13 protein-coding genes and 3 pseudogenes are annotated in these 14,549 nt (G+C 71.0%); 6 read left to right on the forward strand and 10 right to left on the reverse strand.

Translation table 11 applies throughout. The features are described from left to right. Position 1 precedes the first annotated feature (1 nt). From ACIQUT_RS21800 to ACIQUT_RS21825, 6 genes are read right to left on the reverse strand one after another with little or no spacing between them, the layout of a single operon-like run. A complete protein-coding gene (locus ACIQUT_RS21800; protein ID WP_403564809.1) occupies positions 2–1,012 on the reverse strand; it encodes an ABC transporter ATP-binding protein in 1,011 nt (336 codons plus the stop codon). Then, positions 1,009–1,770 carry a type II CAAX prenyl endopeptidase Rce1 family protein gene (locus ACIQUT_RS21805; protein WP_403564811.1) on the reverse strand — a complete coding sequence of 254 codons (762 nt, stop codon included), beginning with the start codon at positions 1,768–1,770 and terminating at the stop codon, positions 1,009–1,011. Before ACIQUT_RS21805 ends, ACIQUT_RS21800 begins: the two co-directional genes overlap by 4 nt. Continuing rightward, positions 1,767–2,489 (reverse strand): type II CAAX prenyl endopeptidase Rce1 family protein, encoded by a 723-nt coding sequence (locus tag ACIQUT_RS21810; protein WP_403564813.1) that lies wholly within the window; start codon positions 2,487–2,489, stop codon positions 1,767–1,769. The genes ACIQUT_RS21805 and ACIQUT_RS21810 overlap by 4 nt, the downstream gene beginning before the upstream one ends. Further along, a complete protein-coding gene (locus tag ACIQUT_RS21815) occupies positions 2,464–3,828 on the reverse strand; it encodes a YcaO-like family protein (protein ID WP_403564815.1) in 1,365 nt (454 codons plus the stop codon). The genes ACIQUT_RS21810 and ACIQUT_RS21815 overlap by 26 nt, the downstream gene beginning before the upstream one ends. After that, positions 3,825–4,913, reverse strand: a complete 1,089-nt coding sequence (locus tag ACIQUT_RS21820; protein ID WP_403564817.1) for a hypothetical protein — start codon at positions 4,911–4,913, stop codon at positions 3,825–3,827. Before ACIQUT_RS21820 ends, ACIQUT_RS21815 begins: the two co-directional genes overlap by 4 nt. Positions 4,914–4,916: 3 nt before the next feature. After that, positions 4,917–5,867, reverse strand: coding sequence for a SagB/ThcOx family dehydrogenase (locus tag ACIQUT_RS21825; protein WP_403564819.1), 951 nt, complete (start codon positions 5,865–5,867; stop codon positions 4,917–4,919). Positions 5,868–5,998: 131 nt separating this feature from the next. Between ACIQUT_RS21825 and ACIQUT_RS21830 the strand changes: the two genes are divergently transcribed. Further along, positions 5,999–6,214: a hypothetical protein gene (locus ACIQUT_RS21830; RefSeq protein WP_403564821.1), complete on the forward strand. Its 216-nt coding sequence runs from the start codon at positions 5,999–6,001 to the stop codon at positions 6,212–6,214. 589 nt (positions 6,215–6,803) lie between these two features. Here the strand turns inward: ACIQUT_RS21830 and ACIQUT_RS21835 are convergent. Then, positions 6,804–7,139, reverse strand: a complete 336-nt coding sequence (locus ACIQUT_RS21835) for an N-acetylmuramoyl-L-alanine amidase (RefSeq protein WP_403564822.1) — start codon at positions 7,137–7,139, stop codon at positions 6,804–6,806. Between the two features lie 39 nt (positions 7,140–7,178). On the opposite strand from ACIQUT_RS21835, the pseudogene ACIQUT_RS21840 reads away from it, so the two are divergent. Next, a pseudogene (locus ACIQUT_RS21840) lies at positions 7,179–7,400 on the forward strand (DUF11 domain-containing protein); the annotation flags it as partial. A gap of 168 nt (positions 7,401–7,568) precedes the next feature. On the opposite strand, the gene ACIQUT_RS21845 reads toward ACIQUT_RS21840, so the two are convergent. Beyond that, positions 7,569–7,868, reverse strand: coding sequence for a DUF6342 family protein (locus ACIQUT_RS21845; protein WP_403564824.1), 300 nt, complete (start codon positions 7,866–7,868; stop codon positions 7,569–7,571). A gap of 435 nt (positions 7,869–8,303) precedes the next feature. Here ACIQUT_RS21845 and ACIQUT_RS21850 point away from each other — a divergent pair, with 435 nt between their 5' ends. Both ACIQUT_RS21850 and ACIQUT_RS21855 read left to right on the forward strand, forming a co-directional pair. Then, a complete protein-coding gene (locus ACIQUT_RS21850; RefSeq protein WP_403564826.1) occupies positions 8,304–8,801 on the forward strand; it encodes a hypothetical protein in 498 nt (165 codons plus the stop codon). Between the two features lie 73 nt (positions 8,802–8,874). Next, a pseudogene (locus ACIQUT_RS21855) lies at positions 8,875–8,976 on the forward strand (IS5/IS1182 family transposase); the annotation flags it as partial. Between the two features lie 145 nt (positions 8,977–9,121). Here the strand turns inward: ACIQUT_RS21855 and ACIQUT_RS21860 are convergent. Then, on the reverse strand, positions 9,122–9,922 hold the full coding sequence (locus tag ACIQUT_RS21860; RefSeq protein WP_403564828.1) for a hypothetical protein: 801 nt from the start codon (positions 9,920–9,922) through the stop codon (positions 9,122–9,124). Positions 9,923–10,354: 432 nt separating this feature from the next. Here ACIQUT_RS21860 and ACIQUT_RS21865 point away from each other — a divergent pair. Next, positions 10,355–10,567, forward strand: a pseudogene (locus tag ACIQUT_RS21865) (hypothetical protein); the annotation flags it as partial. Positions 10,568–10,603: 36 nt separating this feature from the next. On the opposite strand, the gene ACIQUT_RS21870 reads toward ACIQUT_RS21865, so the two are convergent. Further along, positions 10,604–11,962, reverse strand: coding sequence for an alpha/beta fold hydrolase (locus tag ACIQUT_RS21870; protein WP_403564830.1), 1,359 nt, complete (start codon positions 11,960–11,962; stop codon positions 10,604–10,606). An 830-nt stretch (positions 11,963–12,792) separates the two neighbouring features. Between ACIQUT_RS21870 and ACIQUT_RS21875 the strand changes: the two genes are divergently transcribed. Further along, a complete protein-coding gene (locus ACIQUT_RS21875; protein WP_403564831.1) occupies positions 12,793–14,361 on the forward strand; it encodes an FAD-dependent oxidoreductase in 1,569 nt (522 codons plus the stop codon). Positions 14,362–14,549 lie beyond the last annotated feature (188 nt).

Consider the following 14,549-nt stretch of genomic DNA (forward strand, 5'->3'; position numbering starts at 1 on the left):
CTCAGGCCCCTTCCTGTGCGGCGGTGGCGCCGACGAGCCGCAGATAGGCGTCCTCGAAGGTCGGGGTACGACGGCTCACCGCCGACGGCGGGAGTCCGGCGTGTGCCAGCAGGCGCACGATGCGGTCGTAGTCGGCTGGGTAGCTGCCGGCGAACTCCAACCGGTCCGGCGCCCCGGGCAGCCTGGCCAGTCCGAGGCCGCCGAGCCGCTCTTCGATCCCGGCGGGCCGGCCGGTGCCCGTACCCGGGTCCCCGAGGTCGACCACGAAGGTGGACGGGCCCGCGTGCGCCTCCGTCAGCCGCACCGGCGTGTCGAGCGCGACGAGCTCCCCGGACCGCAGCACGCCGACCCGGCTGCAGAGCGCCTCGACCTCGTCCATCGCGTGCGAGGTGAGCAGCACCGCGACGCCGCCGGCGGCGAGGTCGAGGACCGAGCGCCACGTCTCCCGGCGCTGGTGCGGGTCGAGGCCGGTGGTGAGTTCGTCGAGGATGACCAGGCGGACGTCGCCGATCCGGGCGAGGGCCAGGGCCAGCCGCTGGCGCATGCCGCCGGAGAGGTCGGCTATCAGGCTGCGGCGGCGGTCGGCGAGGCCGAAGGCTTCCAGGAGCGCGGCCGCGGAGCCGGGCGCCCGGTAGATCGCCTCGTAGAGGTCGCACAGCTCGCCGACCCGGGCCCGGCTGGGGAACCGGGACTCCTGGAGCTGCATGCCGAGCAGCCGGGTGACCGCGTCGCGGTCGCGGCGGGGGTCGTGGCCGCAGACCGTGACCGTGCCGCTGCGGACGGGCCGCAGGCCGCCGACCGCCTCGACGATCGAGGTCTTGCCCGCCCCGTTGGGCCCGATGAGCCCGAACACCTCCCCGGGGAGGATCCGGAACGAGACGTCGCGGACGGCGACGAACGCGCCGTAGGCGACGGTCAGCCGGTCGGCGTGCACGACGGCGCCGTGTCCCGGCCCGGGCGCCGGCTCCGGTCCGGCAGTCGCCGGGTCGGCGGATGGCTGGTTCGTGGTCACAGGGTGAGCCTCCCGGGGGCCGTGCGCGCTCCTGGGGTCGGGGAGGCGCTGAGGTTGGTGTAGAACCCGGCGAACGACATGTGCAGCACCAGGGCGGGCAGCACGCCGCCGGTGGCGGTGGTCAGCAAGCCGCCGACCCCGCCGAGGACGAGGCTGGAGGTGCCCAGCACGTACGCCTGGGTACGGGTGGAGACCAGGGCGACCTGACCGGCCGCGAACAGGCAGGTGCTGAAGGCCAGGGCGAAGGCGGGGCCGCTGCCCAGCGCCCCGAGCCCCAGCAGGACCACCCCGCGGAAGAGCACTTCCTCGAACAGCGCCGCAGCCGCCGGGACGATCCACCGGTAGTGCCGGGGCAGGGCGAGGATCGAGGCGATCCACTGGATGCGGGCGATCTCACCCGGGACGTCCGCCCGCGGGTCGACCCGGTAGAGCAGCGATACGCACAGGATGGTGGCGCTGGAGGTGCCGAGGACCGCCAGCAGCAGGACGAGCGCCGCCCCGGGCGCGGGGACGGCGAACACCTGGTGGAACGCGAGCGGCGTGGACGCCGCCAGCACCGCCAGCGCCAGGGAGCCCAGCACCAGGTACACGACGGTGCCGAACACCGCGAAGGCAGCCTCCGGGCGCAGGCCCGTCCGGCCGGCGAGCCACAGCGCCGTCCGCCGCCGGCGTGCCGGATCGTTGAACGGCAGCCGGTACAGGGCCAGCCAGACGGCGACCACGGTGGCGGTGAGCGCGGCGAAGGCGGGCACGCTCATCCGGCCACCACCCGTCCGCCGGCCGGCCGGGCGCCGCGCTCCTGACGGACGGCCAGTGCGAAGACCACTCCGTTCTGGGCGAGGTGCGCCACCAGCGGCACCGCCAGGCTGCCCGACACCACCATGAGCAGCCCGAAGACCGCCCCGGACAGTGTTTTCTGCACCACCGCGAGCCCGCCGAAGAACAGGTGCCCCACCGCGTAGGCCACGGCGCCCGCCGCGACCGCGACACCGACCGGCAGGCCGAGGCGCTCGTGCAGGACACCGATCCACAGCCCCCGGTACAGCAACTCCTCGGCGGCCGCGGTGGCCAGAACGGCTGCCGCGTACCCGCCGCCCACCGCGCCGCCGTCGCGGTGCACCGCGAGCCGCGGCCGGCCCGTCCCGTCCAGCAGCCGGGGCACCGCGCCGACCGCGAACTCCGCGCCGACCAGTGCCGCGCCGACCAACGCCGCGGCCGGCAGCCAGAGCGCGCCGGTCCGCCAGCCGGTCAGCGGGTCCGGGACGAAGCCGCCGCCGGCTGCGACGGCGACGGCCGCCGCGGTCACCACCAGGTAGGCGGCGGGGGCGCCCAGCAGCCCGCGGCGGGCGGCCCGTCCCCGGTCCGCACCACCCGCCTTCGCCGCGGGGCCGAACGCCGTCGCGACGCGGATCAGCTCGGCGGGCGCGACGGTGGCCACCAGCACCAGCAGCTCAAGGGAGCGGGTGTGGGACCACATGGGTCACACCCCCATGCTCTCGCATCCGGGGATGGCCCTTCGGCGGGAACCCGGGCAGGCACATGCTCAGCAGCTCCGGGACGACCGCCCGGACGACCCGCCACGGGGTGTCGGCCAGCTCCGGCGGAGTGAAGTCCAGGTAGCCCGCGAACTCGCTGACACCCGCGAGGTCCGCCAGCAGCCGGCGGATCGCCGCCGTGTCGTCGTCGGCGTAGCCCGGCAGTCCGGCGAAGCCGATCCGCCCGTCCACGCGGCTCTCCACCGCGCTGAGCTTGCGTTCCGCCTCCCCGGGGGCGGCGAACCACAGCACGTTGGTGTCCAGGTCGGTGTACGCCGAACCCGTCTGCGCGAAGTGCACGTTGGGCAGGTCGAAGATCGTGCTGAACATGCCGATCCCGAGGATCGCGGTCGCCTCCGCCGCGCCGCGCAGCAGCGCCCGCCGCGGGTCCGGATCGGCCTGCAGCCCGAACGCGATGTAGGGCAGCTTCCCGTCCCGGCGCACCAGGGTCACCCCGATGTTCGGCAACGGCAGCTCCGGCCGGGTCAGCAGGCTCGCCCGCACCTCGTACGGCCCGTCCGGGGCCAGCCCGGCCGCTGCGAGCAGCTCGCGGCCGTCCGCGTCCAGGTCGATCAGCGGCGCCTTCGCCCCGGTGTACCAGTTGAGGATGAAGGCGTCGATCTGCACGGCTTCGACGAGTGCGCCGAGCAGAGCCTTGTCGAGCGACACATGGGCCGCGGTCCCGGTCGAGAAGGACGGGGTGAACAGCTTGTCGGCCGCGCCCGGGTTGCTCCGGAAGCCGAGGAAGACCAGCTGCGCCGGCAGGTACACCTCCTCCCCGGGCCGGGTGAGCGACGGGCACGCGATCCATGCGATCACGTCGTCCTCGGTCGGCAGCTCCGGCGCGTACCGGTGCATCATCCGGGCGAGCTGCCGCTGCTGCCCGGCGTCGAAGATGCCCAGCAGCTCCGGCGGCAGGCACCGGTGCCGGGAGGACAGCGAACGGTGGGAGGCGTACTCGATCCGGTCCGCGAACAGGGGCATCGCCATGATCGCCGCGTAGCGCTCCACCGCCTCCCCGGTGAGCCGGGTCACCGCCTCCTCGTGGGTCGAGCCGTAGCCGGCCAGGTGGTACTGCATCTGCAGGTGCGGGTCGTCCAGCGCCAGCCGGTGGTACTGCGGCATCGCCGCCGTGGCCGAGCGCAGGTACGGCTCGCCCTCCACCGCGGCGACCGAGACCAGCATGCCGGGCAGGATCCCGCCCTGGTTGCCGCCGATCCGCCCGTACCGGGCGAGCGCCTCGCCCATCCCGGGGTGGCCCAGGATCGGGATGCCACTCATCGGCCCCCTCCGAGCGCCTCGCGCACATGCCGGTCGACGATCACCCGGCTGCTGAAGTTGATCTCCCGTACGACGTCCCGGGCGACGTGGCCGCAGGCCGGACAGGTCCCGATCCGCAGCACGTCCTGCGCCTGGATCTCGTACGTCGGCAGGTAGATGCTCAACGCCCGGCCCAGGAAGCGCGAGGTGCCGAGCGAGCGCAGCAGCACCGCCTCGTTCACCAGATGGGCGCAGATCAGCGACTCCACGCCGCTCGCCCGCCCCGTGCCGCCGGGCGCCGTGGCCCCGACCATGGTGTGGTAGCCGATGTGGTCCTCCAGCCGGGCCAGCGAGCGCTGTTCGAAACACTCCAGACAGCCGGTGCGCGGACTGTCCGCACCCACGACGGTCGCGAACGGGCCGTCGACCAGACCGACCACCACCGGCTTCTCCAGGTGGCAGGCGAGGCGGTTGAGACTGCGCAGCGCCAGGATCGAGGCCTGCCCGAGGTGGACCACCAGCGAGTCGCAGTGCTCCACGGCGGCGCTCAGCCGCTTCAGCGCGTCCGCCGCGGCCAGGCCTCCCATCCCGGAGGTCAGGTCGGCGCCGCGCAGCCCGTCCAGGAAGTCCGCCGGCAGCAGCTCCAGCGGCAGGCCCAGGGCCTCGGCCTGGCCGGCCACGTACGCGGCGGCGCTGGGCGAGTCCGCCGCGAACGCGACCGTCGCCTCGGCCGACTCGCCCGCACCGTACAGGTCCAGATTGCCGAGCAGCGCCCGGGCCATGTCCCCGCCGCGCTCGGACGGGCGGTCGTACCCGAGGAACCCGGCCTGTCGCAGCTCGGTGACCGCCAGCTGCAGATTGGCCCGCTCGACCGGCGTCAGACCGGCGGCGTCCGCGAACGTCCCGTCGGCCGGCTTGCCCGCTGCCAGCGTCTCGAACAGCCCGGTCATCGCGGCCCGGACCGCGGGCGACTCGGCCCGCAGGTCGACGTTCACCTCGGAGAAGTTCCAGATCCCCCAGCGCAGCCGGATGACCCCCGGCTCCACCGCGAGCAGCCGGACCGAGGCCGCCAGGACGACTCTTGAATCGGAGGGCGCAAGGGTCATGGCTCAGGCCTCTCCGTGTCCGAGGAGCGTCAGGTGGACGACGTGGCGCGACGTGCCGTCGCAGCCGAGCGTCCGCTCCAGCGTCTGCTTGTCGTACCCGCCCTGGTCGCAGCCGATCAGGCCCAGCGAGGTCCGGGCCAGGTGCACGTTCTGCGAGATCCCGCCGACCTCGACCAGCGCGAACACCAACCCGCTGTCCCCGTACTTCTGCGAGTTGGCGTACAGGTCGTAGACGTACACCAGGGCCAGGGCGACCTTGTCGACCTCCACGTCCGCCGTCCACAGCTGCCGGCTCAACTCGACCGGCTCCGGGGTCGGTCGGTACGGGAAGAGGGTGTGGCTGTGCGGCTGGTACGCGTACGCGCCCGGGGCCAGGCCCTTCACGTGCTGGGCGAGCACCGCCAGCCGGACCGGGTACAACCCGCCGCCCGAGGGCGCGTTGCGCAACGCCACCGCGGCATCGCCGTCCTGGGCCGTCGGCACCGGCAGACTGCCCGACACCCCTTGCGCGTGCCACAGCACCGTGGCCAACTCCTCCAGCGACACCGGCTTCCCCGAGAAGCCCCGGCCGCTGCGCCGGGTGCTGACCGTGTCCGTCAGGCCGCTGCGCAGCCGCCGGTGCGACGGCAGGGCGATCGCCCCGTCCACGCGCTCCCCGAGATCGGTGTGCGCAGCGGAGAGGACGGCGTCGTGGCCGTAGAACCTCGACACCCCCAACTGCATCCCGAGATCCCGCCCACTGCGACGATGGTTGAGCAGCAACTCCTCACCCAGGAAGCCGTGCACGGCCGGACTCCATCGGCCACGCACCACCGACTCCGGCGCGCGCACCACCGTCGTCGCGCTGTACATCGACACGGAGGTGTGCTGCTGGCCGAAGGCCGCCACCGTCGCCATATGGCTGCTGCGGTCCAGGTGGTCGGAGACGGCTTCCTGCGAGTCCTTCAGTGACATCTCGGCCTTTCCTTCGACGGGGGCGTGCGACGGGGCCTTGCGGACGACGGCTCTGCGCGATGCGGCTCGTGCGCCGACGACTTGTTGGAGGACGGTCTGCATGGAGGAAGGGGGGACGTCGAGCGGGGCCGATGACCCCGCTCGACATCGGCGGCTACCAACTGCAGCACGAGCTGCAGCAGCAGTTCCCGCCACCGCAGGTGGTGCTGGCTCCCGGAGCCACCTGGACGAACGCACCGCCGGTGGCGGTGCTGCCGACCTGGCCGGAGAAGCTCAACATTGTTTCCCTCACCTCCAATCGAGGGCGCGAAGGACGAGGCCCGGACCGCTGGCCGCGTGGAGCGTAGCAGCCTCCACGGGTGGCGAGAAGCCGTCGCGTGATGCATCAACTTCCTTTACTTGACACCTATTTGACGGTCCGTCATAAGCGTGGTGAAAGCAGCGCTCGCAACTTTGCAGGGGTGCGGAGGAAGTGCTGCGAGGACGGCGGAAGTGATCGAGCACCCGGGCGCGGCGTTCGCGGTGGGGTGCACCGGCGGGACGCACCAATTCAGGTGATCGTGCGCTCGATGACCCGGCAACGGCTCCGAAGCCACCGACTGGCTTCAGCGCCGCGGCAGGCGATCCGACGCCGTGACGCCGTGATGCCGTGATGCCGCGTTGCTTCAGACGGGTCCGAGCGAAGCAGTGGTCGAGAACCCTGCCGCCGTGCAGGTTGACGGGCGTGAGCCGGGGCCTGGTGCCCGTCTCCGGCAGCAGACCGGCGTTCCCGGCCCACGTCCGGTTGCCGACCCGAAGCCGGCCCCGGCCGCAACCCGTCCCGCGCCTGCCGGAAGTGTCAGAGTCATCTCTCCGCCCATTGCAGGCATGGCCAGATGTGGGCGCGACACGTTGACGACAGTTCCTGGCTCCGCGGGGCCACACACGGGCTGAAGATCAAGCCGGCGGTTTCCTGCTGGGTCGATCAAGCGGCAGGTTCGTGGGCCAGCGCGGAAGCGATACGGGTGGGGTGTTCCCGAGCCGCCGGGCCACGTCCTCGCGCAGCTTCGGCAGCATCGCATAGAGCGTGTCGCCGGGGCAGTCCGTGCTGTTGAAGTCCCGGTGCCCGTGGATCTCGGAGGCGGGCACGCCGTACTGGCGGCAGATGTGGGCGCACAGGTCGGCGAGGGTGGAGAACTGGTCCTCCGGGGGCTCCTCGGTCATGTAGGTGCCCTCGTTCTCGATGCCGATGGCCACGCTGTTCTGACCGATGCAGTGGGCGGCCCGCACCATCTGGTTCCCGGCGTTCAGCGCGGCCAGGCTGTGGAAAGGTACGACCCGGCCACCGGACGATGGGCCGTGGGCGGCCTGGCCGACGGCGCGACCGCCACCCTCGTACTGCGGGCCAAGGCCACCAAGGCCGGCCTGATCGGCAACACCGCCACCGCCACCGGCAACGAAAAGGACCCCGACCCCGCCGACAACACCGACACCGTCAGCGTCTGCATCGAACCGGCCCCCTCTTGCTGCGACCCCTGCGCCACCCGCAAGTAGCCCCCGGACGCCGCCGCGAGGACCACTGCCGACAAGCCCCCGGCCCGCTCCCGCGGATGTGGTCGTGGTGGGCGGCTGTGATGTCGTGGGCGCGGCCGGGTCCCGCGGAATGGTGAGGGGCGGTGGCAGGAACTGCCACCGCCCCTCACCGGGTTGTCAGCCGAGAGTTCAGTACGACAGGTCCTTCTGCTCCGTGATCAGGCGGCCGGCGATGTGCAGGTTGCCGTCGGAGTCGAGTACCGCGATGACCTTCTTCGTGGAGCCGTGGTGGGTGGTGAAGTAGATCTTGTCCGCCTCCTGCGAGGTGGAGTAGTTCGTGTTCACCGACAGCTCGATGCTCACCGGCGAGCTGATGAGCACGTCCTTCTTGGGTGAGGTCGGGTAGGTCTGGTTCTGCCGCAGCTTGATGCGGCCGTGGGTGTCGCCCTCGTCCCAGTCCGACGCCACTCCGAGATCGATATCGGCCATGAGGCTTTCCCTCCAGTTCAGGCGGGCCGCTTCTCCTCCCGCAGGCCTCCAGCCACGTCGTTCCGCGTCTGCAGCCCGGCAGGAAAGCGCCCGCTCCCCCAGTGAAAGACCTTGCCTGCCGGGCGCATCGAAATGCTTCCCGAGCTGGTCGAGAACCTACACGGCTCGTTCATCTGATGGCGGCGAACGCCAAAAGTCATCACCATCAGACTGAAAGTGTCCTTAGTTGATCGAGTCATTGCATTTTGAGACCGCGGGGACGTGTCTGCTCGATCGCTCCGAGGCGACGAAACCGGCTCGGCCGGTCCGAGCACCCTCCGCGCGGTCGCGCCGGCTCGACGGTCCTGCACCCTTCGGGCGCAGGACCGTCACCGCCTTCCGATATGTTCTTCCGGACTCGCGCCGACGGGTCACGCGCGTTTCTGAGGGGGAAGCGTGCCGGGTGAGCGGCTTGACGCGGAGTGGGTCCGGTCCTGGTGGGAGCAGGCCGATGCGGCGCTGACGAAGTTGATGCAGTCGTTCGCGGCGAAGCACGGCTTCCCGCCCGGCGGCAAAGCCGTGATGCTCGCAACCGATGACAGCCACCAGGCGACGGGCGCACTCGTGGACCTCACGCCGATCCCGTCCGACCTGACCACGCTCTACTGGGTGATCAGTGAGGCCTCCCTGCCCGACGTCGACAGCGGGTACTTCATCCACCCACCCTCGACCGTGGCGGAACACTTCTGCGAGTACGGCCCCGCGCCGATTGACAGCGAATCGATCGCACTGGTCTTCGCCGGCGACGGCGGAGGCCATCTGTTCGCGATCGGAGACAGCGGACAAGTCTGGAAGTCCACCACGGCTTCCTGGTTCGACGACTTCGATGTTGCGGCGGCCAGCTTGCAGGAGTTCCTCGACCAGCTCGGCCAACGGATCACGAACCAGCTCTGAGTCATCGGCCGAAGCGTCATCCAAACCCGGCATCCGCTCCGGCCGCGAGTCCGGCGTCGGTCGCCGACCGCGGGGAGCCGTCTCGCGCGGCTACGACGCGGCGAAGACGATCAACGGCAGGAATCGTCACCTGGTCGTGGATACCAAGGGCCTGCCGTTGCTCGTCATGGTCACCCGGTTGGTGCTTGGTGCAGGTGCGCGTGGTGGGGCTGCTGGTGGGACCGGCCCCTGGCCGTAGACGGCACATCGGCGTGTGGGTCGCGTCGGTGGCAGCAAGCGATTTCGAGTCCGGAGGGCTGTGCTCGTTTCTTGGGGCGGTGTCAGGAGGTCGTGTTCTCCTTCATGTAGGTGTTCTGGAGTTCGTCTTGTGTGATCGTGGCCTTCCCGTTCACCGGGACCACGGACATGTTGTCGTCCAGGTATCGGGTCTGGAATTTCCAACCCGAGGGGAGATGGAGGCGGTAGGCGAGGTCCGGGAGGTCGTCGATGGTCAGCGCCGGGTCTACGATGCGGGAGTACGCCTGCATGGCGAAGCGCTGACCGTTCGGATCGACGAGTTCGTACACCAGTGAGCCGGCTTCGTAGTACCACTGGGTGGTTCGGTTCACCGTGGTCTGCTGGTACGGCGCGGGGTGGCCCGAGGAGGCGCCCGTCACATCGGCTGTGGCCACGTTGCGGGAGAGGATGCCCCCGAAGTTCTGGACGTCCTTGGCATTGGCGATGACGACGCGGTCCAGGACCCAGAAACGCTGACCGTTTTTGTACATGCTGTTGACGCCGAATTTCTTGGCGACCGCCTGAGGGTTCAGGGCGTTCCACTGGGCGGTGGGGCAGGTGTTCAGCCCTACCGTGTTGTAGATCGTGGTCTGGGTGCCGCCTGGAATGTTCTTGATGAGGAACATCTCGCAGTAGCGGGTGTCGCGCAGGTCGGAGAAGTGCAAGGTCGACGGCGTTGACGCACCAGGGCTGGCGGCGGCCGAGGGGGCCGGGGTGTCGCCGATGCCGGGCGAAGGGTTGCCGCCTGGGGTGGCGTGCGGGTTGGTGTGATTGCTGCAGCCTGCCAGTGTGGATATTGCGGCGGCCAGAGCAGCGATCGCTGCGGTGGTTCTGCTGACTCTCACGGGGCGGTCTCCATGCGACGAACGGATTGTCGATCCGCGATCGGGTCTGGTCCCGAAATCACGCCCTCCCGAAGGGAACATATGCGAGTGCGCACGCCCCTGCTCTGTGACAGAGCTCGCCGCTCGCCCAAAGGGGTGCGATCCCCCCCCGTTCGGCACCTCTCGATGGTCTGTTCCGACTCGCTCGGGATGCACATACCGGGCGCACAGGCAGCCGCTGTCTGCGGAGTGGGAGGGACTGCGATAGGGGGAGAGCGGAGTCCGGGCCGGCGATTCAGGCCGGTCTTGGGGAGGGGCGCCATGGCGACCGCCAGAGTGGTCAGTCCCGTTGGGCTTCGCGGGACGGTGGCTGTCCGGTTCGGCGGGATTGGCGGCGGGTGATGCGCCTGGTCATGAGGGTGATCGCGGCCCAGGCCGACGAACACTCCCGCCCACTCCGGACCGGACAACCTGATCCCGCTTACCTGCAACGAGGTCGCGCGCCTGTTCATCACCCTCCTCGCTCGGCGTGTCCACGACACGGCCGACCGGCTCCGCTGGTCCCACTGGCGACGCCGCCACCAGGCCCGATCCCAAGCAAGCCACCACCGCCGGCAGAAGCGTTCCTGGACGGACACGTCCACGCCTTCCGCGCGTTGGGCGTAGTCCCGGGCGGGCATCCACCTGCGGAGCGGCTTTCGATCAGTCGGTACGGAAGGAAGGAGCGGTGAGCGTGTCGGAGCACGAGGTGTCGTAGCCGCCGGAGGGCCGATCGAAGAAGCTGACCAGTATCGCGCGGGCGCATTCGGATTGGTCGAGCACGGCGTGGCCGAGGCCGGGGAACACCAGGTGGCGGGAGTGGGTCAGGCCGGTGGCTGCGGCAGTGGCCCATCGTGTGCCGGCGGGCCCGTCGAAGGATCCCGACATCAACAGGGCGGGCACATCGCTGCGGGCCTGGGCCGTGACGCGGGGATCAGCGCGTCCGGTGTCCCACGCCGCGCAGTCGGAGAAGATCCGGGAGACGAACTCCTGTTGCGGCAGCAGGGACAGCACCCGGTCGGGGAATTCCGGCAGGGAGGCCTTGGCGGCTGCCTGCACCTTCCGACGGTCGGTGAATGCCGCCTGCTCACGGCACACCACCCCGTAGAACAGGCCCCAGCCGACGAAGTCGGGCGGGGACAGGCCGGCCAGGATCGTCTTGGCGGCCGGCAGGCCGTTGCCGGTGGCCAGGGCGTGCACCGCGGCCGGCAGGGTGGTCAGTGCCCAGGGCGGCAGGGCAGACACCACCACCATGTTGGCCAGTTGGTAGCCGTCGATCACCACAGTGGCGGCTGGGGCTCCGCCCTCGGCGGGCACGGTCACCGTCAGCGGTCGGCGGTTCAGCCGCTGCACGGTGGCGTAGAACTCCGCCCGCAGGTTGGGATAGGCCGTCCGGCAGGCCGGTTGGGCCTCACACGCGGCGAACATGGCCTCGTACTGATCGGCGGCATTCGGCCACAGGCCGTCCAAGAGGTTGACGTGAGGGGCGACGACGGAGTCCAGGACCATGCTGCGGATGCCCTGCGGGTGGTCGCGCAGCAGTTGAAGGGCCAGATCGCTGCCGTACGACACCCCGTAGACGTTCCACTCGTCGATGCCCAGCGCCACCCGCAGATCCGCGATGTCGGCGGCGTTCTCGGTGGTGTTGTACGCCGACAGGTCATGGCCCGACCCGCTCAACCGCGTGCGGCACGCCAGGGCGGCCTGGACGCCCTTGCGGGTGGTCTCCGGGTCCGTGGCCACCAAGGTGACGGCCTTGCGCGTGAACGTGTCGATCTCCGGGCAACTGAGCAGCGGATGGGAGCGCCCCGTGCCGCGCTGGTCGACGAAGACGACGTCCCGGTCGGCATTGATCCCCGGCTTGAGCCGGCTCACGCTGACGGCATCCAGCAGCCCCGATCCGCCGGGTCCGCCGGTGAGCCAGACCACCGGGTCGGGCCTGGGCTGCGCCGAGGCGGCCTTGAGCCGGGCCACCGCGATCTTGATGGTGCGCCCGTCGGGTTCGGCGCGGTTCTCCGGCACGGTCAAGTAACCGCAGCTGAACTCCGGACCCAGCGCCGGCACGCCCGGAAGGATCGGCGCAGGGCACGCCGCCGGGGCATAGACCGCCCGGCCGGTCGGCATCGGGCACGCCCCGGGGATGCGCAGAGGCGTCCCGGGGAAGATCCAGTGGCCGTGGCCATCCGTCCCGAACACGGGCGGCCCGGGGTGTTCACGAGCAGCGCTCCCGAGTACCGACCGGTTGGCCTCGTGGATTTCGGGCCACCGGTCCGCCTTGCCCAGGTACCGCAGCGCAAGTTTCGACAGCCAGTCTCCGCTGGCGACCGTGTGGGTCGGACACGCTCGTCCGACCGGAGTCCGCGGCGTGGCCGGCAGCGGCTCGGTGGTGCGGGTGCCGGACGGCGCAGGCCTCGGTTGGGCCGGAGCTGCTCCCCCTGAGGAGAGGACGACGGAGCCTACGGTCAAGCAGCCGACGATCGCCCTGGTTGTTCGGCGTACCCCGCGTATTCGAGGGCGTGTCGGTTCCCGCAACTGCTCGCCACGCATAGCTGTTCTCCTTGAGGGACACACGAACCGGCATGCATGCAGCACGCTATGCGGCTCACCGCGGAGGTGCCCTTCATGTTGGCCCGATCGGATTCAGCACTGCTGTGCGCTCTGGCTCTCCTCACGGACTCCGGCCGCGGTCAGGACCCGGGCGGTTCGGCTCCGTACGAGGGCTGATCGGGCTGCCGAGCCGGTGGTGTCGGTGGCTTGTCGGGGCTGTCGGTGCGATGTCGGTGGGGGCTGACACCTTTCGAGTGGTCCTGCCGGGTACCCATCCGGCTTGGAGTTCGAGGAGGGGATCTCTCGTGCATGACGTAGTGATCGTGGGAGCCGGTCCGGTGGGTCTGGCCCTTGCCTGCGAGCTTGGCCTCGCGGGATGTTCCGTACTGGTGCTCGAACGGGAGCCGGGGCTCGGCTCCCCGTTGCGGGCGGCTCCGCTCGGGAGGCGTGGGCTGTCCGCCGCGTCGGTCGAGGCGTTCTACCGGCGCGGAATGCTGGAACCGCTGCTGACGGCGTCGGGCGTTCAAGATGCGTTCGGTGCGGCCCCCGAAACGGACGCCCCGTCACGCCCTCGGTTCGGCGGCCATTTCGCCGGCATGATGCTCGACGGGGACCGGGTCGACGTCGCCGCCCTCCCCTTCCGGCTTCCCGGCCCGGCGCTCGAAGCCGTGGTGACGGACCTCGAGGCGGTCGAGACGGTGCTGTCCGAGCAGGCGTCCAAGCTCGGGGTGGACATCAGGCGCGGCGTCACGGTCTCGGCCGTCTCCCAGAACGGGGAGAGCGTGGTCGCGCGAGCCGGCGCGGACGCCTACGAGGCGCACTGGCTCGTCGGCTGCGACGGCGGACGCAGTACGGTGCGCAGGCTCGCGGGCTTCGAATTCGTCGGTACCGGGCCGCAGTTCACCGGCTACACCATGCAAGCCACTCTCGCCGATCCCGAGCAGCTGCGCCCCGGGTTCCATCTGACGCCGACGGGCATGTACATCCGTATGCCCGCTGGCGGGCACATCGCCATGATGGACTTCGACGGCGGTGCGTTCGACCGCTCGAAGCCGCCGACCCGCGACCATCTCCAGGCGGTGCTGCGCCGCGTGTCCGGCACCGACGTGGCCATCGGCGAGGTCCACATCGCCTCCAGCTTCACCGATCGGGCGATGCAGACGACGGCCTACCGGCAGGGACGCGTCCTCCTCGCGGGCGACGCCGCCCACATCCACTCCCCCCTCGGCGGGCAGGGGCTGAACACCGGCATCGGCGACGCCGTGAACCTGGGGTGGAAGCTCGCGGCCACCGTGCACGGCTACGCGCCGGACAGGCTCCTCGACACCTACGCCGACGAGCGCCATCCCATCGGTGCGGCGGTGCTCGACTGGTCGCGCGCCCAGGTGGCGATCATGAGGCCGGACCCGTACGCCCAGGCGATCCAGGCAGTGGTCCGCGATCTCATCGGGACCCGTGACGGAGCGACCCACGTGTTCGAGAGGCTGTCGGGATCGTGGATCCGGTACGACCTCGGCAGCGAGCATCCGCTGGTCGGCCGCAGCGCCCCCGACTTCCGTCTCGAGGACGGCACCCGCCTCGGCGACCTCATGGCGGACGGACGGGGTGTCGTGCTCGATTTCAGCACCGACCGACGCCTGCACGCTTCGGCAACCGGCTGGGAGGGCCGGATACGGTACGCGGCCGGGACGGCGAGGAACGACCTCGGGTCGGGTGCCGTGCTGGTGCGGCCCGACGGCGTCGTCGCCTGGGCAGGCGATCGGCACCCTGACCGGGAGGCGTTCGAACAGGCCGCGAGCCGTTGGTTCGGTGCTCCGGCCGCGGCCGGACCCACCGGATCTGCCCACCCCGAACCCGCACCCGCCACTGCCTGATCGGCCCCCGCTCGTGGTTCGCGCCGTCGCCCCGGAGCGGGCCGGCGGGCGCGCCCGTGCCGGGGCCCTGTGGCCGCCGCGGGTCGGCGCGGGCCCAGGGCTCCGGCCCGGCCCCGGTGTGCGCGGTGAGGCGCGGGTGGCGGTCGCCGGGCCGCAGAACACGATCGACGCGGTGGCGACCAGCTTGT

The organism is Streptomyces sp. NPDC090445, from assembly GCF_044769385.1.
GTDB lineage: Bacteria > Actinomycetota > Actinomycetes > Streptomycetales > Streptomycetaceae > Streptomyces.